A 23,428-nucleotide genomic window follows, 5' to 3' on the forward strand; every position below is an offset into this window, starting at 1 on the left:
TCCGGCGGGCGTCCTATCCAGCCGCAGAGGTATTGTCAAGGGGGCAAGACCGCCCTATATGGACAATTTCCTGCAACGCAGAACAGGAGAGCACGCGTGACGCGCAGCGTGTACGTGACCGGGATCGACCGGGGAGACGGCCGCCAGGTCATCGAGCTGGGAGTCATGGAGCTCCTGACCCGCCAGGTGGACCGGGTGGGCGTCTTCCGCCCCCTGGTACACGACGGACCGGACCGCCTGTTCGACCTGCTCCGCGCCCGCTACCGGCTGGCGCAGGACGCGGCCACGGTGTACGGGATGGACTACCACGAGGCGTCCGCGCTCCAGGCGGAGCGGGGTACCGACGAACTCGTCTCACGGCTCGTCGACCGCTTCCACCGGGTGGCCCGCGACTACGAGGTCGTCCTGGTCCTCGGCACCGACTTCGCCGACACCCAGCTCCCCGACGAGCTGGCGCTCAACGCCCGGCTCGCCAACGAGTTCGGCGCCTCGGTGATACCCGTGGTCGGCGGCAAGGGCCAGAACGCCGAGTCCGTACGGGCCGAGGCGCGCAACGCGCACCGGGCCTACGACGGGCTCGGCTGCGACGTGCTCGCGATGGTGGTGAACCGGGTCGCCCCGGCCGACCGGCACGACATCGAGGAGCGCCTGGCGGCCCGGCTTCCCGTGCCCTGCTACGTGCTGCCGGACGATCCCGCGCTCTCGGCGCCCACCGTCGCCCAGATCACCGCGGCCCTGGACGGCACGGTGCTGCTCGGCGACGACGCCGGGCTCGCGCGCGACGCGCTCGACTTCGTCTTCGGCGGCGCCATGCTGCCGAACTTCCTCAACGCCCTGACCCCGGGCTGCCTGGTCGTGACGCCGGGAGACCGCGCGGACCTGGTCGTCGGCTCGCTGGCCGCGCACAGCGCGGGCACCCCGCCGATCGCGGGCGTGCTGCTCACGCTCGACGAGCGGCCCGGCGAGGCGATCCTGACGCTCGCCGACCGGCTCGCGCCGGGCACCCCGGTGGTCGCGGTCAGCCATGGCTCCTTCCCCACCGCGCAGGAACTCTTCGCCCTGGAAGGGAAGTTGAACGCGGCCACCCCCCGCAAGGCGGAGACCGCGCTCGGCCTCTTCGAGCGGCACGTGGACACCGCCGACCTGCTTCGCCGGGTCTCGGTGGCCCGCAGCGGCCGCGTCACCCCGATGATGTTCGAGCACGAGCTCCTGGAGCAGGCCCGCTCCAACCGCCGCCGGGTCGTGCTGCCCGAGGGCACCGAGGACCGGGTGCTGCGCGCGGCCGACGTGCTCCTGCGCCGGGACGTGTGCGAGCTGACGCTGCTCGGCGACGTCGAGGCGATCCGCAAGAAGGCCGCCGACCTCGGCATCGACGTCGTCAAGTGCCAGATCATCGACCCGCACACCTCCGAGCTGCGCCAGCGCTTCGCCGAGCGCTACGCCCAGCTGCGCGCCCACAAGGGCGTCACCGTTGAGCTGGCGTACGACGTGGTCGCGGACGTGAACTACTTCGGCACGCTGATGGTCCAGGAGGGCCTGGCCGACGGCATGGTGTCGGGCTCGGTGCACTCCACCGCCGCGACCATCCGCCCCGCCTTCGAGATCATCAAGACGAAGCCGGACGCCTCGATCGTCTCGTCCGTCTTCTTCATGTGCCTCGCCGACAAGGTGCTCGTGTACGGCGACTGCGCGGTCAACCCGGACCCGAACGCCGAGCAGCTCGCGGACATCGCGGTGCAGGCGGCCGCCACCGCCCAGCGGTTCGGTGTGGACCCGCGGATCGCGATGCTGTCGTACTCGACGGGCACCTCCGGCTCGGGCGCCGACGTGGACAAGGTGCGCGAGGCCACCAAGCTGGTGCGCGAGGCCCAGCCCGAGCTGAAGATCGAGGGGCCTATCCAGTACGACGCGGCCGTGGAGCCGTCGGTCGCCGCGACCAAACTACCGGAGTCGGAGGTGGCCGGGCAGGCCACCGTGCTGATCTTCCCGGACCTCAACACCGGCAACAACACCTACAAGGCCGTGCAGCGCTCGGCCGGCGCCGTGGCCGTGGGCCCGGTGCTCCAGGGTCTGCGCAAGCCGGTCAACGACCTGTCGCGCGGCGCCCTCGTCCAGGACATCGTCAACACCGTCGCCATCACGGCCATCCAGGCCCAGGCGCAGGGGCAGGAGGCCTCCGCATGACCACCGCCAACCAGGGCACCCGCGTCCTCGTCCTCAACTCCGGGTCCTCGTCGGTGAAGTACCAGCTCCTCGACATGACCGACTCCTCGCGCCTCGCGGTCGGCCTGGTCGAGCGGATCGGCGAGCAGACCTCGCGGCTGAAGCACACCCCGCTGGCGACCGGCGGCGGCTCGCGCGAGCAGAACGGCCCGATCGCCGACCACGCGGCCGCGCTGAAGGCGGTCGCCGCGGAGCTGGCGGCCGACGGACTCGGCCTGGATTCCCCGGAGTTGGCGGCCATCGGCCACCGTGTGGTGCACGGCGGGCTGAAGTTCAGCGCGCCGACCGTGATCACCGACGAGGTGCTCGCGGAGATCGAGCGTCTGGTGCCGGTCGCCCCGCTGCACAACCCGGCGAACATCACCGGCATCCGCACCGCCCAGGCGCTGCGCCCGGACCTGCCGCAGGTCGCCGTCTTCGACACCGCCTTCCACACGACGATGCCGGAGTCCGCGGCCCGGTACGCGATCGACGTGGCGACGGCGGACGAGTACCGCATCCGCCGCTACGGCTTCCACGGCACTTCGCACGCGTACGTGTCGCGCGAGACGGCGAAGCTGCTCGGCAAGGCGCCCGAGGACGTGAACGTGATCGTGCTGCACCTGGGCAACGGGGCCTCCGCCTCGGCGGTCCGCGGCGGCCGGTGCGTCGACACCTCGATGGGGCTCACCCCCCTCGAAGGCCTGGTCATGGGCACTCGTTCCGGTGACATCGATCCGGCGGTCACCTTCCACCTCAAGCGAGTTGCCGGAATGTCGGTGGACGACATCGACGTGCTGCTGAACAAGAAGAGCGGTCTTGTGGGCCTGTGCGGCGACAATGACATGCGGGAGATCCGCCGCCGCTGCGACGAGGGCGACGAGAAGGCGCAACTCGCCTTCGACATCTACATTCACCGGCTGAAGAAGTACATAGGCGCCTATTACGCCGTGCTCGGCAAGGTCGACGCGATCGCGTTCACGGCGGGTGTCGGGGAGAACGCCGCCCCGGTCCGCGAGGCCGCGGTGACCGGTCTGGAGGAGCTGGGCCTGGCGGTGGACGGCGAACTCAACGCCGTACGCTCCGACCAGCCGAGGCTGATCTCCCCCGAGTACGCCAGGGTCGCGGTGGCCGTGGTGCCGACGGACGAGGAGCTGGAAATCGCCCAGCAGACGTATGCGCTGGTGGCACCGGCTCTGAATTCCTGACCGGATTCCCGGTTTGTCTGGACGACACCTGAGCGTCATCCCGCCCATTTGTACATTCCACCAGACGGAATATTCCGCAGCGAAACAAACCGATAGGATCCGCCTTATGCGCCGTTCCAAAATCGTCTGCACACTGGGCCCCGCCGTCGACTCTCACGAGCAGCTCGTCGCTCTGATCGAGGCCGGCATGAGCGTGGCCCGCTTCAACTTCAGCCACGGCTCCCAGGCCGAGCACCAGGCCCGTTACGACCGGGTCCGCAAGGCCGCCGAGGAGACGGGCCGCGCGGTGGGCGTGCTCGCCGACCTCCAGGGCCCCAAGATCCGCCTCGCGAAGTTCGCCGAGGGCCCGGTCGAGCTGGTCCGGGGTGACGAGTTCACCATCACCGCCGAGGACGTCCCGGGCGACAAGTCGATCTGCGGCACCACCTACAAGGGCCTGCCGGGCGACGTCGTCAAGGGCGACCCGATCCTGATCAACGACGGCAACGTCGAGCTCAAGGTCGTCTCGGTCGACGGCCCCCGGGTGAAGACCATCGTCATCGAGGGCGGTGTCATCTCCGACCACAAGGGCATCAACCTGCCCGGCGCGGCGGTCAACGTCCCGGCGCTGTCCGAGAAGGACATCGAGGACCTGCGGTTCGCCCTGCGGATGGGCTGCGACCTGGTCGCGCTCTCCTTCGTCCGCGACGCCGACGACGTCAAGGACGTCCACAAGGTCATGGACGAGGTCGGCCGCCGCGTGCCGGTCATCGCCAAGGTCGAGAAGCCGCAGGCCGTCGCCAACATGGAGGGCGTCGTCGCCGCCTTCGACGGTGTGATGGTGGCCCGTGGCGACCTCGCCGTCGAGTACCCCCTGGAGAAGGTCCCGATGGTGCAGAAGCGCCTCGTGGAGCTCTGCCGCCGCAACGCCAAGCCGGTGATCGTCGCGACCCAGATGATGGAGTCGATGATCACCAACTCGCGGCCGACGCGCGCCGAGGCGTCCGACGTCGCCAACGCGATCCTGGACGGCGCGGACGCGGTCATGCTGTCCGCCGAGTCCTCGGTGGGCGCGTACCCGATCGAGACGGTCAAGACGATGTCGAAGATCGTCGAGGCGGCCGAGGAGGAGCTCCTTTCCAAGGGCCTCCAGCCGCTGGTCCCGGGCAAGAAGCCGCGCACGCAGGGCGGTTCGGTGGCCCGCGCCGCCTGCGAGATCGCGGACTTCCTGGACGGCAAGGCGCTCGTCGCGTTCACCAAGTCCGGCGACACCGCCCGCCGCCTGTCCCGCTACCGCACGGCCCAGCCGATCCTGGCCTTCACCACGGACGCCAGCACCCGCAACCAGCTGGCGCTGAGCTGGGGCGTCGAGTCCTTCGTCGTGCCGCACGTGGACAACACCGACGCGATGGTCGACCTGGTCGACGCCGAGCTGCTCAAGCTCAACCGCCACAACGAGGGCGACACCATGGTCATCACGGCCGGTTCGCCCCCCGGCATCCCCGGCACCACCAACATGGTCCGGGTGCACCACCTCGGCGGCGGCGAGAAGGCATAGCCGTCGGCCGTACGTCCCGGAGGGCGGCATCCCGTCGCGTACGGGTGCCGCCCTCCGGCGTACCCGCTCCTGGGTGCTGATTTTTCTGGGCGAAAAGAGGAACTTTGCCCGCCATTTTCCCCACCAACTCCCAAACTGTGACTTTGAGTTGTGGGGGTCAGGTGTAAGGATCGTGTCAGCCCTGGGGGGGCGACAGGGTTTCAGACACCGCGTTCGGGCTCACCTGCCCGATCGGCACCATTTCTCCGTCTTCTACGGAACGGCCGGGTCACCCGGCACCGCACCGCGCGCTTCCTCCTGGGTCGAACCATCAACCAGAGGCAGGAAGACACGTGCGAAGAGGATTCCTTTCCGCAGCCGGATCCGCCGGGCGCCCGGTGCGCGGGGCGCTGGTCGCGGCCGTGGCGCTGGCCGTCGTCGGCGCGGTCGGCGTGGCCGCGGCCCAGACCGGGCAGCCCGCCAAGTCCGCGGCCGCCGGGCAGCAGACGGCCCTCGCGGCTCCCGGCGCCGCCAAGACGTTCCCCCTGTTCGCGCGCAAGAGCGGGCATCTCTACGACTACGAGCCCAAGGCCGGCGGCGGCGTCCAGGCCCAGGTCGACCTGGGCGGCGGCTTCGGCGACGCGACCGCCCTCGTCCAGACGAACGTCTCGGCCGACGGCACCGGCAACGACCTGTACTACCGGACGGGCGGCACGCTCTACTACACCGCCGAGGAAGGCGCCGACACCAAGGTCATCGGCACCGGCTGGGACACGTACAACCTGCTCGTGGCGGCCGGGAACATGGGCGGCAGCGCCGACCCCGACCTGATCGCGCGCGACACGGCGGGCGCCCTGTGGCTCTACCAGGGCAAGCCGGACGGCACGTTCCAGACCAAGATCCGGATCGGCAGCTCCGGCTGGAACGGCATGAACGAACTCGTCGGGCGCGGCGACTTCACCGGTGACGGCAAGGCCGACCTGGTCGCCCGGGGCACCGACGGCACGCTCTACGTCTACCCGGGCACGGGCAACGCGGTGGCCGACGCCACGATCGGCTCGCGGATCACGGTCGGCAAGGGCTGGGACACGTACAAGCAGTTGGTGTCGACCGGCGACAACGACGGCGACGGCAAGGCCGACCTGATCGGCAACGACGCGGCCGGGGCGCTCTGGCTGCTCAAGGGCACCGGCGACCCCAAGGCGCCGTTCGCGCCCCGGGTGCAGATCGGCACCTCCGGCTGGGCCGCCTTCGACACCCTCTTCTGACCCGCGCGCCCCAGTCCCGACCCGCTCAACTTCCTTGAAAGAACGGCTACTTCGTGATGCGTACGCACGCACCCGGGGCCAGACGCCGACACCTCGGCAGCTGGTCGAAGCTCCTCGCCGCGACGGCACTCGCCACCGCGGTGGCCACCACCGTCTCCGGCAGCGGCGTCCAGCCGCTGGCCGGCGCCCAGAACGCCGCCTCGGTCACCGACCCGCCGGCCGCCTTCGACCTGGACGCCGCCGCCAAGGTCCGCCAGGACCAGTGTCGGCTCGACTTCGTCCTGCGCAAGGGCGGCGCCGAGATGAAGGCGGTCGCCCGTAACGGCCTGAACGGCACCGACGCCGAACTGGCCGCCGCCGCCAACCCGCAGTACTGGACGGACACCCCGCTCGCCGCCGCGTACAAGAAGGACCACGCCGCGGGCTCGGCCAAGATGGACGAGCTGTACGGGCGCAACGACGTCTGGAAGAAGTCCCTCCTCCAGACCCCGCCGGCCGGTTACGCGACGGTCGCCGCCTTCCAGGACCCGCCCGGCATGCCCGGCGACTCCACGCCGTCGATCTTCGTGCAGACCGGCTACTCGGGCTGGATAGCCGACCAGTTCTGGACGGCCGAGAGCGACTTCTACAACGACCTCACCCCGCTGGCCAACAAGGCGTCGGCGGACGCGGTCACCGCACTCGCCAAGTCCCTTTACTACCCGGAGACCAGCGCCACCTACGACGACCGCCGTGCCTTCGAGGACATGACGTTCATGCACGGGATGTACGCGGACGACGCACGCATCTTCCTGCAGAACGGCGGCTTCCCGACCAGCGCGCCCGACCCGGACTCCATGGAGTTCCGGATCGACGTCGAGAACCTCAAGGCGCGCTTCGCCTCGTGCGCGAGCCAGAACCCGCCGGACCCGCACCACGTGCTCGGCCAGGAGCTGGTCACCGCGTCGCTGGAGTGGCAGGCCGAACTGGCCGCGCAGAAGGACCAGCGCGACCTCATCCTGACCGCCGAGGCCCAGGCCAACAAGGACCTCCAGGTCGCGACCCAGGCGATGGGCGAATCGCTGGGCCAGTCGCTGATCGCGAGCAGGCTCGCGGACTGGGAGGCGTACTGGCTGAAGGCCGACCCGGCGAAGGCCGGGCTCTCCTACCCGTCCAAGGCCGACTTCGCCAAGGTCAAGGTGGACATCGCCAACGCCAAGGCGCGGGCCGCCGGACGCCTCTACGTCGCCTCGCGCGCCTCCCTCGACGCCAAGGCGCAGGCCGCCGCGGTGGACAAGTCCCAGCAGGCGGCGTACGCGATCGCGGATACGGCGGGCGTGCCGCGCGGGCGCGGTCTGCTGTACGGCCAGCAGGCCGCCCAGATCACCAAGGCGTCGGCAGCCGCTGCCCTTGCCGCGGCCAAGGCCACCGAGACCGCGTCGAACGCGACCCGTGCCTCGGCGGCCGACAGCAAGACGCTGAGCGCCCTCGCCATGACGCAGGCGCACGCCTCGAAGGCGGAGTTCCGCCGCAAGGCCGCCGAGGAGGCCGCGGCGCAGGCCAAGGCCGCCGCGGACGGCGCCGCACTCCAGGCCAAGCTCGCGGCCGACAACGCGACGAAGGCGAAGGCCGCGCAGGCCAGGGCCGAGGCCGCCGAGTCCACCGCGAAGGACGCGGCCGCCGACGCGAAGGCCAAGCGGGCCACCGCCGAGGCCGAGCGCGACAAGGCGGCGGCCGAGCGGGCCACCGCCGACAGCGAGCGGGCCAAGGCCGCCGACGCGGAGGCGCGGGCGCAGACCCAGCAGGCCGCGGCGAGCACCGCGCGGCAGAACGCGGAGGCGGCGGGCGCCACCGCGAGCAGCAAGCGGGCCGACGCCGAGGCCGCCGAGCTGAAGGCGTTCAACGCGCGCAACGACGCGGCGACCGCCGACCGCAACAAGGACGCCACCACCGCCCGGGCCAAGGCCCTGGAGGCGGCCGCCGCGGCCGCCGAGGGCACCGCGGCGGCGGGCGAGACCCGTGCGGCCGCCACGGACGCGCGTACGGCCGCCAACGCGGCCACCAGCGCGGCCACTTCGGCCCGTTCGGCGGCCAACGACGCCGGTGCCGCCTCGCAGGCCGCCGACGCGGCGGCCACCCGTGCCGAGGGCGCGGCCGCGCGTTCCCAGGCGGCCGCGGACGGAGCGGCGGCCGACGCCGCGACCACGCATGCCGCGGTGATGAAGGCGCACGCGGCCGCCGCTGACGCCATCGAGGCATCGGAAGCGGCGGCGCAGAACGTGAAGAGCGCCGAGGCGCTCGCCGCGGAGTCCGCCAAGCAGGCCGTCACCGCGCGGCAGAACGCGACGGCGGCCCGCGCGGAGGCAACTGCCGCCGCTGCCACGGCCGTTCGGACCGCCGGCTTCGCCTACGCCACCGCGCAGGCGGCCACCGCCGCCCGTGACTCGGCGCTCCAGGTCGTCAAGCCGGCCAACGACGCCATCGAGCTCGGCTCCCCCTACAAGGAGACCGACTCCTCGGCCGGCCTCGCCGTGCTGACCGGTCAGGCCGCCAAGTCGGCCGCCGAGCAGCAGGCGGCCGTCGCCCAGGCCAAGGCCGACCAGGCCGCGAAAGCCGCCGTCGAGGCCAAGGCGCTCGCCGCCAAGGCCGACGCCGACGCCAAGGCGGCCGCGACCGCCGCGTCCAACGCCGCCGACTCCGCGGCCGCGGCCGCCGTGTCGGTGAAGCAGGCCCGGGCCTCCGCTTCCGAGGCGGCCGCCGCGGCCAAGGCCGCGAAGACCGCCGAGGCGCACACGGTCGAGTACGACCGGCAGGCCAACGAGGACGCGATGTTCGCGCAGCAGGCGGCCACCACCGCCGGCACCTCGGCCACCGCGGCACGCGCCTCGGCGACCGACGCGGAGCGGAGCGCGAGCGGCGCCAGGACCGCGGCCTCGGCCGCCGAGGGCGACGCCTCCAGCGCCCGCGCCACGGCGACCACCGCCGAGTCGGACGCCACGGCCGCCGAGGAAGCCGCCTCGAACGCGGACGGCTACGCCAAGGACGCGGACGCCTCGGCCGACCACGCCGAGGAGGAGCTCCGCGCGTTCCAGGCGCAGCAGCGCGCGGCGGAACTCGCCGCCAGCAAGGGCGACGGCGGCAGTGGGAACGCCGGGCCCGATCTGACGGCGGACGAGGAGGCGGCACTGCGCAAGGAGTGCGGTCAGGCCTGTGTGGACCAGTTCCGCAAGGCGCTCGCCGACTCCAACAAGAGCGTCATCGACTGGGTGATCGAGAACGGCGGCCAGGTCCTCCTGGACGTCGTCGGCGTCACGGACGCGAAGCGCTGCTTCTCGTCGGGCGATGTCGAGAGCTGCCTGTGGACGCTGGTGAACGTCGCCAGTCTCGTCGCGATCCTCGGCAAGATCCCGGCGGTCAGCAAGGCGATCGTCAGCATCTCGTCCGGCCTGTCGGACTTCTTCCGCTCGCTGCGGATCGCCGAGCAGACGGTGGAGCGGCTGCGGGCGCTGGCGCGGGCGCGGGTCGTGGTCAGTGCGCACATGGAGATCGGCGAGTTCAAGGAGATCTCCAAGGCGGGCGAGGCGCTCGTCAACATGCGGCGGGCGGTCCAGGCCGGCGGCTACACCTGGCGGTTCAAGACCGGCCACTCCTTCTACCGCGCCCACCCGGGCCCCGGCACGCTCAAGGACTTCCGTCTGACGAGCCTGACACCGGACGAGGTCGAGAAGGCGATCATCAACGACGTCGTGACCTACCTCGGCGAGGGCGGCAAGCTGCCGAAGGCGGGCCCCGGTGTCCAGGCACTGACCAGGACCTTCAAGATCGGCAAGGTGGAGGTCGGGTACCGCATCATGCAGATCACCGATGACATCATCGACAGCAGTACCTACTGGCCCGGCCCCTGAGAGGAGCTGACCCCGTGCCCGATCTGATCTCCCTGGCGCGTGCCGTCATGGCCGGCGGACGCCCCGCGGACGCCGAGCCCGGATTCGCCCTGCCCGAGCACGAGTTCGTGGAGGCGGTGAGCTACGCCGACGCGGACGCCATCCGCGAGATGCTGCGGGTGGTCATCGCGGAGGACTGGTCGGGCCTGCCCGTGTGGGCCCGCAACCTGTCCTACCGGCTCGCCTGTCTGCAGCGTCCCGACGACGCGGACCTGCTCCGGGAGGCCGCGGCGGACCTCTACAACTTCGGCCCCGACTGGGACGACATCGCGGCGGATCTCCAGGCGAGGGCCGACCGCATCGACGGAGGCCCGAAGCCGGGGGCATAGGGCGAGCGGCCCGAGTGAACGATGTGGCTCGTACTCCCTCCGGGGGGTACGGGCCACACCCGTGTCCGGCCGCGCGGGCGCCGCCCCCACGGAATCCCCGGTGGACGGGCTGGTGCCCTTGCCCGTTCCATGAACAAGGCGTGGCAAATTCCACGGGCGGACGGGTCAATTCCGTAACAACTCCTGGGGTACGTTCACCTTCATGCGTCTTCCCATATCGCCGCAGGTCCGGCGCGCACTCGTGGCGCTCACCGCCACCGCGGTCACCGCGGGCACCGCCGTCGGTCCGGCCGTGGCGAGCGGTCACCCCGCGAAGCCGCCCAAGTCGGCGACGCCGGGGGCACCCGGCGGCGAGGCGAAGAAGGAGCCGCCGGCGGGGATGTCGCAGGCGGGCGGCGCCCGGTTGGGACAGCCAGGCGATCAAGTGGGCGCGGGCGCACCGGCTTTGCCCCCCGGCCTGTCCGCGCTCTCCTGGGTGGTGGCGGACGCCGACACCGGCCAGGTCCTCGCGGCGAGGAACGCGCACTGGCCGCTCCCCCCGGCCAGCACCCTGAAGATGCTCTTCGCGGACACCGTGCTGCCCGGGGTGCCGCACGACGCGAGCCGCAAGGTCAGCGACGAGGACCTCAAGGGCATGGGCGACGGCAGCAGCGCGGTCGGCATCGTGCCCGGCCAGACGTACAAGGTGCCCGACCTGTGGCGCGGGGTGTTCCTGCGCTCGGGCAACGACGCGGTGCACGTCCTCGCCGCGATGAACGGCGGGGTTGACAAGACCGTCGCCGACATGCAGAAGAAGGCCGAGGGCCTCGGCGCCAAGGACACCCATGTACTGAGCCCGGACGGCTACGACGCCCCCGGCCAGGTGTCCTCCGCGTACGACCTGGCCCTGTTCCTGCGCTCGGGCCTGAAGAACAAGGACTTCAAGGAGTACTGCGGTACGGCCTCCGCCGACTTCCCCGGCGGCCCCAACACCAAGGGCAAGCCGTTCGGGATCTCCAACACCAACCGCATGCTGTCCGGCATCGAAGGGGTGGCCAAGTACCCCGGCCTGATCGGCGGCAAGAACGGCTACACCAGCCACGCGGGCAACACCCTGGCCGAGGCGGCCCAGCGGGACGGCCACACCCTGGTGGTGACGGTGATGAACCCGCAGGAGAACAAGCACGACAAGGTCTACACCGAGATGCGCCAGCTCCTGGACTGGGGCTTCACCGCGGTCGGCAAGACCACCCCGGTCGGCACCCTCGATGCGGCGGCGCCCGCTAACGGCGGCGGCAAGAGCGGCTCGGCGACCGGCGCCGCGGCCGGCTCGTCCGACTCGGGCCTGGGCGCGCTCGGCTGGACCGGCATCGGCGCGGCGGTGGTCGTGGCGGGCGGCGCGGGCGCCCTCGTACTGACCCGCCGCAAGAAGGCGAAGCCTCGGGGCGACGCGGTGGTCTGAGCGCCCGGCATCCGGTCGACGGCCCCGGCGCGGCACAGCCGTGGCCCGCACCCCCGAAGAGGTGCGGGCCACGGCTCAACTGCGGCTCCCGGATGGGTACTTGGGGTGGCCAGGGCTACGTCGGGTTGCCGGGCGTGACGTAGTTGTGGAGGCCGGGGACGGTCAGGGTGCCGCCGAACTGCCCTGCCTGACGGACCGTCGCATTGGTGAAGATGGCGAACGGGACATTCAGCGGCGGCGGGGTGGCCGGGCTGAAGGTGACCGGGATGAGGCCGAAGAGGTTGCCCTTCAGCTCCTCCGTGTACATCGTCACCGTGCCGTTGCGGATCGTCGACTGCGAGCCGGAGCGCGCCACGACGTGGGCCGTGGTGGGCGAGCCGTTCACCTCGGGCCCGTACACCTGCTGGTCAAGGTTGTCGATGTCCACAGCCGAGGCCGTGAACTTGAGGACCTTCTTGGTGGTGTCGCCGGCCTTGACCTCGACGATGCCCTCGTAGTTCAAGCCGCTCAGGGTGAGCTTCGAGGTCTTGAGGATCCACGGCTGGGTGGGCAGCGTGGGAACGCCGGTGTCCTGCTTGGCCGCGGCGAGCGCCTTCGGGTCGGCGGTCGGGCACGGGAAGCGGGGCTTGGCGCCGTCGGGGATGGCGGTGTCGGCCGTCGGGACCAGCCCCTTTGCCGCGTCCGGGAGTTCGGCGACCTTCTGGCCCGCCTCGTCGGCGGCCTTCTTGATCGCGTCCGCCGTCTTGTCGACCGGCTTGTCCTCGGTGGCGGCGGGCTTGGTCGCCTTCGTCGACGGCTTGGGCGCGGCCGTGCTCGCCGAGGGCTTCGGCGCGGGGGCCGTCGACGTGCTCGGCGTGGGCGTCGGGCTCGGCGTGTCGTGGATGCCGAACAGGCCCTTGAGCGCGTCACCCAGACCCAGCGGGTCCAGCGGGTTGGTCGTCTTGGCGGGCGGCGGAGTCGCGGACTGCGACGCCGGAGCCTGGGCCGTGGACGGCTGGGTCGCGGGCTGGGCCGGCTTGAGGAGCTTGTCGACGGTGTCCGCTGCCGAACCCGAGGCCGTCGGCGTGGGCGTCTTGGACTTCGGCGCCTTGTCGTCCGACTTCGATGCCGACGGGCTCGGCGACGCCTTGCCCGACGCGCTGCTCGACGGGCTCGGCGAGCCCGAGGGGCTGTCCGAGCGGGTCACACAGGGGCCGGGGGCGAACGGGATGTCCGTCTTGTCGTCGGCCATCGCGAGCTTGGGCGTGAGGCTCATGCCGACCAGGACGGCCGTGGGCATGGCGGCGAGAGCCATCGCCTTGCCCGCGGGCATCTGCCACTTGGTCAGCAGCGACTTCCTCGGGGCCGCGTGGCGCGGCCCTCTTCTTTCCCGCGGGTCGCCGCCTCCGGTCGAGTCCAGCTGCGTCTCGTCACCCCGCACTGTTCCTCCCGCCGTTGGCGTCAACTGTCGTGTCGGTTGCGGCGGTTCCGGGAGCCGGTACGCCCTCGGGGGCGGGCCCGGCGGGGGCGCTGTCCGTCGACTCTGTCTGCTTGTCCCCTCGTCGCGGCTTGGCCGGCACCCAGGCACAGGCGAGCGCGCCGCCGAACAGGGAGAGCAGGAAGCCGACGACGAATCCGCCGATGTTGGCGATCGGGATGGAGATCAGCGCCAAGAGGATCGCCGCGATGCCCGCGAAGGTCCGCACCACGCTGTGGAACCACATGGTGAGGCCGAGCGTGACCAGCAGTACGCCGATGATGAGCGAGCCCGCACCGGCCGTGGTCGACATGGCCAGCGTGACGTTGCCGAGGTGCATGTTGGCGTACGGGAAGTACATGATGGGCACGCCACCGGCGATGGTGAGCAGCCCGGCCCAGAACGGCCGACGGCCCCTCCACGCCCGGAAACGAAGCCGCCAGTATCGGAAGTCGCGGGAACCCGTGGTCTCGGCGCTCATGGAAAACAGCTCCCTGGTACCGCAATTGCTGTGAGATGTAGAAGAAAGTTCCGGTGGCCGGCGAGTTCTGGGGACACTCGCCGGTCACCGTTCGACGCGTTAGGGCTACTGCTTCGGCAGCTCACACTCGTGCTTGCCGGTGCTCAGCCTGAGGCTGAGTCCCGGGAGCTTGAACTGCCCGGCCGTGGTCGCCCACGCTCGCTGCTGGACCTGGCTGAGCGTCGCAGTTTCGGCACGCTGCGCGAAGCCGTACGGGTTGCCGCCGGGCTTCCCGTCCTTACCGGGCTGGATCGACGTCTGCCCGGGGTGCTCCTTGTTGCCGGTCTTGCCCTCACCGGCCGCGACACCGATGTCGATGTTGTCGAACTTCGCGTCGGTGTCGAGCTGGGACACGTCGAGGTAGAGGTTGGTTGCCTCGACCTGCCTGCCGTCCTGACCGGCGGTCAGCGTCATCGTGATGTCACCGATGACCGGCACGTGCTGGACGACCGACTGGCACATCTTGGTGATGGTCGCGTCGCTGAACCCGGACACGACGACGGGATGCGCCTGGTCCTCCTTGCCGTCCTCGCTCTTACCGCTCGCCACACTCCCGTACTGCAGGAGGTTGTGGCCGACGAGCTGCTGAGCCGTCACCTTGAAGTCGACACCCGACACGCTGAACGACGCCGCGAGCGCACCCTGCGCCAGGCCGACGCCTATCGCGGCCGTGGCGGCCACGCTCGGCACCATGACCAGCGCGAACCGCTTCCATCTGGTCCCGCCACGTACTTGGGACTCCATGACTTTCCTCCTTCTCGGACGTACATCTCCGGGACGGACCCTCAAGGGCTGTCACGGGATGGGAGAAGTGCTACGTCCTCGGGAAGGGGAGCGCACGGGAGGTCGACCGCGTACGACTCGCGCACCTCGTCCGACACCGGCGATCACCCCCGAGCGACAACCACTGGCCACGCGTTCGCGCAACCTGCTGGACAGGCCCTGCCGGAGAGCAGAGACCCCCCTGTCCACGACCGGTGCCACTGCCACCGGTCGGCCCGGTGGGGACCCAAATGGGCGGCAGCGCCGAGTGGCTGTCGGGCTGGTGCGTTATTGGACCGAGCGTGGCCGATCGTGGTGCATTCGGGGCCGGGGCACAAGGGGGTTCATTACTAGCCAGTAACGGCCGGATAACCGAAGCGCGACCGGTCGGCATCGGCCGGGCACGCAGGGTGCCGCCGAGTCACCGGACAGAAGGGGAAATCGCCGCTGAAAAGCGGACGTAAGAAGCGGCTCAACTTACTGCAAGTAACAGCGGCCGCGTTTACCAAGTTTTGGTAAAGCGCGGCCGCCTCTTGTCTCTCTGTCGCCAAATCGTCCGTCGCGTATCGCGCTGGGCACTCATTCGGTAACAGGCGGGTGAACGCCCGAAGACGTCCATGGGTCGATCAGAAGAGCACCCTCGCCAGCGCGGTTCGCGCCGCCGTGACGCGCGGGTCGTCGCCGCCGATCACCTCGAAGAGTTCGAGGAGCCGGACCCGGGCCGCGTCGCGGTCGTCACCGAACGTCCGCCGCACGGTCTCGACGAGCCGCCCGAAGGCGTCCTCGACATGACCGCCGACCAGATCGAGGTCGGCCGCCGCGATCTGCGCCGCCACATCGGCGGGCTTCTCGGCGGCGTCCTTGCGGACCTGCTGGGGGTCGAGCGACTGGACCCGCCGGAGCAGTTCGGCCTGCGCCAGGCCGAGCTTGGCCTCCGGGTTGCCGGGGTCGTCGCTCAGCACGTTCCGGTACGCCTGGACCGCGCCGGCCAGATCGCCCGAGTCCAGGGCCACCACCGCGGCTTCGAGCAGTGCGTCGTACGGGCCCGCGGGGGCCTGCGCCTCGGCGGCGGGGGCCGCCGCCGCGTTCGGGTCGACCTCGATGCCGGTCAGGCCGAAGCGCTCCTCGGCGACCTGCACCAGCTGGTCGAGGGTCTCGCGGATCTGCGCCTCGGGGGCCGCGCCCTGGAAGAGGGGCAGCGCCTGGCCCGCGACGACCGCGAAGACGGCCGGGATCCCCTGGATCCCGAACTGCTGCATCAGCATCTGGTTGGCGTCGACGTCGATCTTGGCAAGGAGGAAGCGGCCGTTGTACTCGACGGCGAGACGCTCCAACAGCGGGCCGAGCTGCTTGCAGGGCTCGCACCACTCGGCCCAGAAGTCGATGACGACCGGCACCTCGGAGGACCGCGTCAGGACATCGCGTTCGAAGGAGGCCTCGTCGACATCGATGACGAGGGCGGACGGCGCGACCGCCGGGACCCCGCCCTGGCGGGCTGCCTCGGCTCGCGCCTGCTCCGCCTTGCTCTTGGCCTCTCCGGCCGCCTTCACCGCGGCGAGGTCGACGACGCCGCTCATGGACATGTTCCTAGGCTGCATGCGTACATCCTCCCCCTTCCGCGACGGTGCGTGGTGATCCGGTGGCAGGATCCGGGCCCACCCGTTGCCTCCCGCCGGATTGCGAGACAACGGACGGGCCGCGGATCTTTCCTGATGGCACCTGGGTCCCCACCCCGGCGCCTTGTGACATGTGGTTGTCGCGGAAGGCCGCTCAAGGCTTTCGCTACGAGCCGTAGCGTAACTGGTGCGGCCCCGGCGCACAGGGTGATCTCGCGCACACCCCGCGCCCCCTGGCGTGATTGCTACCGGCCGGTATGGTCGCCGTCATGCCTTCTTCATCCCGAGCCGCGAGACCGTCCTGTACGGGTCGTACGGGTCGGCCTCGCAGCGCCGAGGCCGATGCCGCGATCCTGCTGGCGACCCGGGAGGCGCTGGTGGACCTCGGCTGGTCGAAGCTCACGATGGGGGACGTGGCGACGCGCGCCGGGGTCGCCAAGACGACGCTCTACCGCCGCTGGGCGGGCAAGAACGAGCTGGTCGTGGACGCGGTCGCGGTCCTTTTCGACGAGCTCGAACTCCCGGACCTGGGCAGCCTGGTGGCCGATGTGGAGGGCGTCGTCCTCCAGTTCGCGGCGCTTCTTGAACGCCCCGAGACGAAGACCGCGCTCATGGCGGTGGTGGCCGAATCCACCCGGGACGACGCTCTGCGCGGGCGGATCCGCTCGGCCATCGTGGACCGCCAGAAGCGGCTGGTTCTGGTCGGTCGCGAACGCGCCCAGGCCCGCGGCGAACTCCCCTACGAGGCCGACCCGACCGTCTCCGCCCGCCACGCCGACCTCATCTTCGACGTGGTGGCGGGCGCGGTGGTGCACCGGGCGCTGGTCAGCGCCGAGCCCGTGGACGAGGAGTGGGCCCGCGACTTCACCCTGCTGATCTGCTCGGGTCTCGCCGCGACGGCGGCCTGAAGCCGGACCGGATCGCGCCCGGACCCGAGCAGGGGTGCGCTCAGACCTGGTAGCGGGTCGGCGCGAACAGGGCGAGGTTCTCCTCGACCCAGCTCGACGTCCTCTTCAGGCCTTCCTCCAGGCTCACTTCCGGCTCCCAGCCCGCCCATTCGCGCGCCCGTGTGTTGTCGGAAAGCAGTCGTTCCACCTCGCTGCCCGAGGGGCGTAGGCGCGCCGGGTCGACCACCACCGAGGCATCGCGGCCCGACGCGGCGATGAGCGCCTCGGCGAGGTCGCCGATCGCTATCTCGCGTCCCGTGCCCAGGTTCACGACCTCGCCCAGCGCCCGGTCGCACTCGGCGACCGCGAGGAAGCCCCGCGCGGTGTCGGTGACGTACGTGAAGTCGCGGGTCGGGGTGAGCGAGCCGAGCTTGATCTCCCGTACGCCCGCGTGGAGTTGGGCCAGGATGGTGGGGATGACGGCGCGGGCGGACTGGCGCGGGCCGTAGGTGTTGAACGGGCGCACCACGGTCACCGGGAGCTCGAAGGCGTGCCAGTGCGAGAGCGCCATCATGTCGGCGCCGATCTTGGAGGCCGAGTACGGCGACTGCGGCTGGAGCGGGTGGTCCTCGCTGATCGGCGCCGTCAGGGCGGTCCCGTACACCTCGCTGGTGGAGGTGTGGACGAGGCGGCGGACCGAATGGCGGCGGCAGGCCTCGGCGATGTTCTCGGTGCCGACGACGTTCGTCTGGACGTAGGCGCCCGGCGAGTCGTAGCTGTACGGGATGCCGATGAGGGCGGCGAGGTGGAAGACGGTGTCGCAGCCGGCCACCGCGTCGGAGACCCGGCCCGCGTCGCGGACGTCCCCGGAGAGCATCTCCACCTGGGGGTGGCCGATGAGGTGGGCGAGGAAGCCCTTCTCGGCGTACGGCTTGTAGTGCACGAACGCGCGCACGTTCGCGCCGAGTCCGACGAGCAGGTCGACCAGCGTCGAGCCGATGAAGCCCTCCGCGCCGGTGACGAGGACGGTGCGGTTGTGCCATGCGGTGGCGGTGCTCGTGTTGACAGTGCTCATGCTGCGTACTCCCTGGTGTACGAGGTGGGGTAGGAGGCGAGTTCGAGGACCTTGGCGGCCAGCAGGTCGGCGGCCCGGGCGTGGTTGCCGGGGTCGGCGGCGCCGCTCATCGCGGCGAGCCGGGCCGGGTCGGCCAGGAGCGGTTCGATGAGGGCGGCCAGGCGGAACGCGGTGGTCTCGGCGTCCGGGACGAGCAGGCCGGCGCCCGCGTCGGAGAGGACCCGCGCGTTGTGGGTCTGGTGGTCGCCGGGCGCGTGCGGATAGGGCACGAGGACGGCGGGCACCCCGGTCGCGGCGAGTTCGGCGACGGTCGCCGAACCGGCCCGGCACACGACGAGGTCGGCGGCGGCGTACGCCAGGTCCATCCGGTCGAGGTAGGGCACGGCCCGCGCACCCGGAAGGGCAGCCAACTGGCGCTGGGTGTCGGCCAGTTGGGCAGGCCCCGTCTTGATGAGGAGGTGGACGTCGGCCCGCTCCCGCCACCGTTCGGCGAGGCCGATCGCCGCCGCGGTGAGCCGGGCCGCGCCCAGGCTGCCGCCGTTGACGAGGACGAGGCGCGCCCCGTGCGGCACGCCGAGCGCCCGGCGGGCCTCGGCGCGCATCGTCGGCCGGTCGAGTTCGGCGAGCGAGGACGCGATGGGCATGCCGGTGGTGACGGCGTCCTGGCCGCCCGACAGATGGGCCCGGCTGCGGTCGAAGGCGACCGCGATGTTGGAGGTGAGCCGGGCCGCGAACTGGTTGGCCCGGCCCGGTACGGCGTTGGACTCGTGGATGAGGCTGGGCAGCCCGGCCATCTTGGCGCCGACGATGACCGGCGCGCTCGGGTAGCCGCCCATGCCGACCGCGACGTGGGCGCGCTGCGCCTTGAGGATGGCCCGGCACTGCGCGCCCGACTTCAGCAGCGCGGCGGGCAGCAGATACCGCTTGGCGCCGAGCGAGGGGTCGAAGGGGATCATGTCGACGGTGTGCAGGTGGTGGCCGGCACCGGGTATGAGCTCGCCCTCCAGGCCCCGGGTCGTTCCGACGAAGGAGATCACCGCGTCGGGGACGGCCCGCCGCAGTGCCTCGGCGAGCGCGAGCCCGGGGTAGATGTGCCCGCCGGTACCGCCCGCCCCGATCACTACTGACAATGGTGTGCGCATGGGACATGAGGTTCACGGGCTGCCCTAAGAGGGTTCTAAGAGCACTGTTTGGCAGGCTTTGCCCATGAGCACCACGCGCGCGGTCAGAATTCTCGTCGTCGACGACGAGCCGGAGGTACGGGCGGCCGTCGAGGACGGCCTCGCGGTGGAGGGGTACGAGGTGAAGGGCGCCCCGGACGGGCTCGCGGCGCTGTCCGAGGTGGCCGCCTGGCGGCCGGACGCGATCGTCCTGGACGTGATGATGCCGGTCCTCGACGGCCTCGGGGTGTGCCGCCAGCTACGGGCGATGGGTGACCGCACCCCGGTCCTGGTCCTCACCGCGCTCGACTCGGTGAGCGAGCGGGTGGACGGCCTGGAGGCGGGCGCCGACGACTATCTGGTCAAGCCCTTCGCCCTGGACGAACTCATCGCCCGGGTAAGGGCGTTGCTGCGCCGGGCGGCGCCCGATTCCGCCGAACCGCAGGAGCTGCGGTACGCGGATCTGGTGGTGGACCCGGTCGCGCACACCGCCCGCCGGGGCGAGCGCCCGATCGACTTCACCCGTACCGAGTTCGCCCTGATGGAACTCCTGATGCGCAACCCCGGGCAGGTGCTGCCGAGGGAGCTGATCCACGAGCTGGTCTGGGGCCGCGATTTCGGCCCGGACTCCAACTCCCTCGCGGTGTACGTGGGTTATCTGCGCCGCAAGCTGGAGGCGGCGGGCGAGCCGCGCCTGGTCCACACGGTGCACGGCGTCGGCTACCGCCTGGACGTCTCGTGAGCTCCCGGCGCCGCCTGGGCGCCCGCTGGCGCCGCCACCGCCCGTTGCGCACCCGGCTCGCGTTGGCCGCCTCCGCCGCGGTCGCACTGGTCGCGCTCGGCGTGTGCACGGCCGCGTTCTTCGTGATCCGGTACGAGCTCTACCACCAGCTCAACCTGAACCTGACCCAGTCGGCGACGCTGGCCATCCAGCAGAACCGGGGCGCGGCCCCCGGCGTGCTCGCCGGCCAGTGCCGCTTCCTGTCCGCACCCGCCTGCGCGCAGGTCGTCCCGGCCGACCCGGCGAAGGACCCCTCCGAGCCCTACCTCCTGCCGGTGAGCCCGCCCGTGCGCGAGGTCGCCTCCGGAAAGCGCAACGCGTACTTCACCAACATCACGCTGGCCGACGGCGAGCCCGCGCGGATGCTCACCACGACCTTCGGCGGCGGCAAGTCGCTGCAGGTGGCACTGCGTTCGGACGCGGTGCTCAAGGGCGTGGGCCAGGCGGCCGGACTCCTGAGCGCGGTGGGGGCGGCGGGCGTGCTGCTCGCGGCGGCGCTGGGCTACTGGGTGTCGCGCACGGGCCTGGCCCCCGTGGCCCGGCTCACCGCGACGGCCGAGCACATCGCGGCCACCCGCGACCCGAGCCATCGCATCGAGCTGCCGCCCGGCCCGGCGGCCAAGGAGGACGAGGTGACCCGGCTCGCGGCGTCCTTCAACACGATGCTGGGCGAGCTGGAGCAGTCGGTGACGGCCCAGCGCCGCCTGGTCGCGGACGCGTCCCACGAGCTGCGCACCCCGCTGACGGCGCTGCGCACGAACGCGGAGTTGCTGGCACGCGGGGACCGTCTGACACCGACCCAGCGGGACCGGGCGTCGGCCGCCCTCGGCCGCCAGATCCGAGAGGTGTCCGTGCTGGTCAACGACCTGATCGACCTGGCCAGGGACGAGGAGCCGACACCGCTCCTGGAGGAGGTCCACCTCGCCCCGCTCCTCGCACACACCGTGGACACGGCCCGGGCGCACTGGCCGGCGACGCCCTTCGAACTGGACCTGTCCGACGCGTCGGCGACGCTGCCCGGCGTGCCGGGGCGCCTGTCACGCCTGATCTCCAACCTCCTGGACAACGCGGCGAAGTTCAGCCCGCCGGGAGTTCCGGTCGAAGTGGCGTTGCTGGCAGGCGAGTTGACGGTACGGGACCACGGCCCCGGCATCGCGGAAGCCGACCTCCCTCATGTCTTCGACCGCTTCTACCGGGCCGAACAGGCCCGCGCGCTGCCGGGCTCCGGCCTGGGTCTGGCGATGGCCCGCCAGATCGCGCGGGCGCACGGCGCGGAGCTGACGGCGCATCAGGCCCCGGGCGGCGGCGCCCTGTTCCGCCTGACCCTGCCGAGCGGGGGCACCGCGACCCGCTAGCCCCAGACCCCGGAGGCTCCACCCCGCCCCCAGGGTTGGCCGGGGTCAGAAGCCCGGGGGCTCCGTGTATGTGCCCCACTCCTCGCGGAGCACCCCGCAAATCTCCCCCAGCGTCGCCTCCGCCCGCACCGCCTCCAGCATCGGCACGATCATGTTCGACCCGTCGCGCGCGGCGGAAAGCATCGCGTCCAGGGCCGCCCGCACGGCCACGTCGTCGCGGCGCGACTTGCGGTCCGCGAGGACGCGTACCTGTTCGCGCTCCACCTCGTGGCTGACCCGCAGAATCTCCAGGTCACCGGTGACCGACCCGTGGTGGCAGTTGACGCCCACGACCCGCTTGTCACCCTTCTCCAGGGACTGCTGGTAGCGGAAGGCGGACTCGGCGATCTCACCGGTGAACCAGCCGTCCTCGATGCCGCGCAGGATGCCGGAGGTGATCGGGCCGATCGGGTGCTGCCCGTCGGGGTGCGCTCGCGTGCCGCGCTCCTTGATCTGGTCGAAGATCTTCTCGGCATCGGCCTCGATGCGGTCGGTGAGCTGCTCTATGTACCAGGAGCCACCCAGCGGGTCGGCGACGTTCGCGACGCCGGTCTCCTCCATCAGCACCTGCTGGGTGCGCAGCGCGATCTCGGCGGCCTGCTCGCTCGGCAGCGCGAGGGTCTCGTCCAGCGCGTTGGTGTGCAGCGAGTTGGTGCCGCCGAGCACGGCCGCGAGAGCCTCCACGGCGGTGCGTACGACGTTGTTGTACGGCTGCTGCGCGGTCAGCGAGACCCCGGCGGTCTGGGTGTGGAACCGCAGCCACTGCGCCTTGTCCGACTGGGCGCCGTACACCTCCTTCATCCAGCGGGCCCAAATCCTGCGCGCCGCGCGGAACTTGGCGATCTCCTCGAAGAAGTCGACGTGCGCGTCGAAGAAGAAGGAGAGCCCGGGGGCGAAGACGTCCACGTCCAGGCCCCGGCTCAGCCCCAGCTCCACGTAACCGAATCCGTCGGCAAGCGTGTACGCCAGCTCCTGCGCGGCCGTCGCGCCGGCCTCGCGGATGTGGTAGCCGGATACCGACAAGGGCTTGTACGCGGGGATGCCCTGCGCACAGTGCTCCATGAGGTCGCCGATGAGGCGCAGATGGGGTTCCGGCTGGAAGAGCCACTCCTTCTGCGCGATGTACTCCTTGAAGATGTCGGTCTGGAGCGTGCCGTTGAGGACGCCGGGGTCGACGCCCTGTCGCTCGGCGGCGACGAGGTACATGCAGAAGACGGGCACGGCGGGCCCGCTGATGGTCATGGACGTGGTGACATCGCCGAGCGGAATGTCCTTGAACAGGACCTCCATGTCGGCGGCCGAGTCGATGGCGACGCCGCAGTGGCCGACCTCGCCGAGCGAGCGGGGGTCGTCGGAGTCGCGGCCCATGAGGGTGGGCATGTCGAAGGCGACGCTCAGGCCGCCGCCCCCGGCGGCCAGGATCATCTTGTAGCGCTCATTGGTCTGCTCGGCGTTGCCGAACCCGGCGAACTGCCGGATCGTCCACGTACGCCCCCGGTAGCCGGTCGGGTACAGGCCACGGGTGAAGGGGTACTCCCCGGGCCAGCCGATCCGCTCGAACCCGTCGTACGTATCGCCGGGTCGGGGCCCGTACGCCGGGTCGACGGGATCCCCGGAAAGCGTGGTGAAGTCCGCGTCGCGCTTGCGGGCCTTGTCGTAACGGGCCTGCCAGCGACGGCGGCCTTCCTCGATCGCGTCAGCGTCCATGACTCAAATTTACTTGGACGTCCTAGTAAATGTCGATGGCCCACCGCCGCGCATTGCTCACGCGGCGGTGGGCCGGGCTTTCAGCCTCAGAGCCTGTGTCTAAACCCCGTCCGGATCAGGCCGGGGCGTCTGGTGCGTGCGATCGCAAGGCGCCGGAAGGTCCTCGATGGGGGTACCCCCTGG

Annotated in this window: 17 protein-coding genes; 10 read left to right on the top strand and 7 right to left on the bottom strand. The window is 71.3% G+C overall.

What is annotated here, in order from left to right; translation table 11 throughout:
• The first annotated feature begins 96 nt into the window (after nt 1–96).
• The 7 genes from pta (at nt 97) to ACWC2B_RS34160 (ending at nt 11,887) form a co-directional block, all read left to right on the top strand.
• Nucleotides 97–2,184: a phosphate acetyltransferase gene (pta, locus tag ACWC2B_RS34130; protein WP_450723543.1), complete on the top strand. Its 2,088-nt coding sequence runs from the start codon at nt 97–99 to the stop codon at nt 2,182–2,184.
• Nucleotides 2,181–3,410 carry an acetate kinase gene (locus tag ACWC2B_RS34135; RefSeq protein ID WP_450723545.1) on the top strand — a complete coding sequence of 410 codons (1,230 nt, stop codon included), beginning with the start codon at nt 2,181–2,183 and terminating at the stop codon, nt 3,408–3,410. The genes pta and ACWC2B_RS34135 overlap by 4 nt, the downstream gene beginning before the upstream one ends.
• Nucleotides 3,411–3,516: 106 nt before the next feature.
• Nucleotides 3,517–4,947: a pyruvate kinase gene (gene pyk, locus ACWC2B_RS34140; protein WP_450723547.1), complete on the top strand. Its 1,431-nt coding sequence runs from the start codon at nt 3,517–3,519 to the stop codon at nt 4,945–4,947.
• A gap of 332 nt (nt 4,948–5,279) precedes the next feature.
• Complete coding sequence (locus ACWC2B_RS34145; RefSeq protein WP_450723549.1) at nt 5,280–6,194, top strand: FG-GAP repeat domain-containing protein; 915 nt, start codon at nt 5,280–5,282, stop codon at nt 6,192–6,194.
• Between the two features lie 56 nt (nt 6,195–6,250).
• Entirely contained in the window at nt 6,251–10,078 is a 3,828-nt protein-coding gene (locus ACWC2B_RS34150; protein ID WP_450723551.1) for a hypothetical protein, read from the top strand.
• A 14-nt stretch (nt 10,079–10,092) separates the two neighbouring features.
• Nucleotides 10,093–10,446: a hypothetical protein gene (locus ACWC2B_RS34155; RefSeq protein ID WP_450723553.1), complete on the top strand. Its 354-nt coding sequence runs from the start codon at nt 10,093–10,095 to the stop codon at nt 10,444–10,446.
• A gap of 202 nt (nt 10,447–10,648) precedes the next feature.
• Nucleotides 10,649–11,887: a D-alanyl-D-alanine carboxypeptidase family protein gene (locus ACWC2B_RS34160; RefSeq protein ID WP_450723555.1), complete on the top strand. Its 1,239-nt coding sequence runs from the start codon at nt 10,649–10,651 to the stop codon at nt 11,885–11,887.
• 115 nt (nt 11,888–12,002) lie between these two features.
• Here ACWC2B_RS34160 and ACWC2B_RS34165 read toward each other — a convergent pair whose 3' ends face one another.
• The 4 genes from ACWC2B_RS34165 to ACWC2B_RS34180 form a co-directional block, all read right to left on the bottom strand.
• On the bottom strand, nt 12,003–13,307 hold the full coding sequence (locus ACWC2B_RS34165) for a hypothetical protein (protein ID WP_450723557.1): 1,305 nt from the start codon (nt 13,305–13,307) through the stop codon (nt 12,003–12,005).
• Nucleotides 13,297–13,824, bottom strand: a complete 528-nt coding sequence (locus ACWC2B_RS34170) for a DUF6114 domain-containing protein (RefSeq protein WP_450723559.1) — start codon at nt 13,822–13,824, stop codon at nt 13,297–13,299. Before ACWC2B_RS34170 ends, ACWC2B_RS34165 begins: the two co-directional genes overlap by 11 nt.
• Before the next feature lie 105 nt (nt 13,825–13,929).
• A complete protein-coding gene (locus ACWC2B_RS34175) occupies nt 13,930–14,607 on the bottom strand; it encodes a DUF6230 family protein (protein WP_450723561.1) in 678 nt (225 codons plus the stop codon).
• Nucleotides 14,608–15,251: 644 nt separating this feature from the next.
• The gene (locus tag ACWC2B_RS34180; protein ID WP_450723563.1) at nt 15,252–16,223 is read right to left on the bottom strand and encodes a tetratricopeptide repeat protein; all 972 of its coding nucleotides are present in this window, start codon (nt 16,221–16,223) and stop codon (nt 15,252–15,254) included.
• A 287-nt stretch (nt 16,224–16,510) separates the two neighbouring features.
• Between ACWC2B_RS34180 and ACWC2B_RS34185 the strand changes: the two genes are divergently transcribed.
• Nucleotides 16,511–17,149, top strand: coding sequence for a TetR/AcrR family transcriptional regulator (locus tag ACWC2B_RS34185; RefSeq protein ID WP_450723565.1), 639 nt, complete (start codon nt 16,511–16,513; stop codon nt 17,147–17,149).
• A gap of 40 nt (nt 17,150–17,189) precedes the next feature.
• On the opposite strand, the gene ACWC2B_RS34190 is transcribed toward ACWC2B_RS34185, so the two are convergent.
• Entirely contained in the window at nt 17,190–18,203 is a 1,014-nt protein-coding gene (locus tag ACWC2B_RS34190; protein WP_450723567.1) for a GDP-mannose 4,6-dehydratase, read from the bottom strand.
• The gene (locus tag ACWC2B_RS34195) at nt 18,200–19,345 is read right to left on the bottom strand and encodes a UDP-N-acetylglucosamine--N-acetylmuramyl-(pentapeptide) pyrophosphoryl-undecaprenol N-acetylglucosamine transferase (RefSeq protein WP_450723569.1); all 1,146 of its coding nucleotides are present in this window, start codon (nt 19,343–19,345) and stop codon (nt 18,200–18,202) included. The genes ACWC2B_RS34190 and ACWC2B_RS34195 overlap by 4 nt, the downstream gene beginning before the upstream one ends.
• 64 nt (nt 19,346–19,409) lie before the next feature.
• Between ACWC2B_RS34195 and ACWC2B_RS34200 the strand changes: the two genes are divergently transcribed.
• The gene (locus ACWC2B_RS34200) at nt 19,410–20,105 is read left to right on the top strand and encodes a response regulator transcription factor (protein WP_450723571.1); all 696 of its coding nucleotides are present in this window, start codon (nt 19,410–19,412) and stop codon (nt 20,103–20,105) included.
• Nucleotides 20,102–21,499 (top strand): HAMP domain-containing sensor histidine kinase, encoded by a 1,398-nt coding sequence (locus ACWC2B_RS34205; protein WP_450723573.1) that lies wholly within the window; start codon nt 20,102–20,104, stop codon nt 21,497–21,499. The genes ACWC2B_RS34200 and ACWC2B_RS34205 overlap by 4 nt, the downstream gene beginning before the upstream one ends.
• Nucleotides 21,500–21,544: 45 nt before the next feature.
• Here ACWC2B_RS34205 and ACWC2B_RS34210 read toward each other — a convergent pair whose 3' ends face one another.
• Nucleotides 21,545–23,245, bottom strand: a complete 1,701-nt coding sequence (locus ACWC2B_RS34210; RefSeq protein ID WP_450723575.1) for an acyl-CoA mutase large subunit family protein — start codon at nt 23,243–23,245, stop codon at nt 21,545–21,547.
• Nucleotides 23,246–23,428 lie beyond the last annotated feature (183 nt).

It is taken from the genome of Streptomyces sp. NPDC001415, from assembly GCF_053597395.1.

What these genes read in the sequence shown, in the direction of transcription:
- ACWC2B_RS34135 (WP_450723545.1), top strand. Translation starts at nt 2,181, where the DNA reads ATGACCACCGCCAACCAGGGCACCCGCGTCCTCGTCCTCAACTCCGGG.
- pyk (WP_450723547.1), top strand. Translation starts at nt 3,517, where the DNA reads ATGCGCCGTTCCAAAATCGTCTGCACACTGGGCCCCGCCGTCGACTCT.
- ACWC2B_RS34150 (WP_450723551.1), top strand. Translation starts at nt 6,251, where the DNA reads ATGCGTACGCACGCACCCGGGGCCAGACGCCGACACCTCGGCAGCTGG.
- ACWC2B_RS34160 (WP_450723555.1), top strand. Translation starts at nt 10,649, where the DNA reads ATGCGTCTTCCCATATCGCCGCAGGTCCGGCGCGCACTCGTGGCGCTC.
- ACWC2B_RS34170 (WP_450723559.1), bottom strand. Translation starts at nt 13,824, where the DNA reads ATGAGCGCCGAGACCACGGGTTCCCGCGACTTCCGATACTGGCGGCTT.
- ACWC2B_RS34175 (WP_450723561.1), bottom strand. Translation starts at nt 14,607, where the DNA reads ATGGAGTCCCAAGTACGTGGCGGGACCAGATGGAAGCGGTTCGCGCTG.
- ACWC2B_RS34180 (WP_450723563.1), bottom strand. Translation starts at nt 16,223, where the DNA reads ATGCAGCCTAGGAACATGTCCATGAGCGGCGTCGTCGACCTCGCCGCG.
- ACWC2B_RS34185 (WP_450723565.1), top strand. Translation starts at nt 16,511, where the DNA reads ATGCCTTCTTCATCCCGAGCCGCGAGACCGTCCTGTACGGGTCGTACG.
- ACWC2B_RS34190 (WP_450723567.1), bottom strand. Translation starts at nt 18,203, where the DNA reads ATGAGCACTGTCAACACGAGCACCGCCACCGCATGGCACAACCGCACC.
- ACWC2B_RS34195 (WP_450723569.1), bottom strand. Translation starts at nt 19,345, where the DNA reads ATGCGCACACCATTGTCAGTAGTGATCGGGGCGGGCGGTACCGGCGGG.
- ACWC2B_RS34200 (WP_450723571.1), top strand. Translation starts at nt 19,410, where the DNA reads ATGAGCACCACGCGCGCGGTCAGAATTCTCGTCGTCGACGACGAGCCG.
- ACWC2B_RS34210 (WP_450723575.1), bottom strand. Translation starts at nt 23,245, where the DNA reads ATGGACGCTGACGCGATCGAGGAAGGCCGCCGTCGCTGGCAGGCCCGT.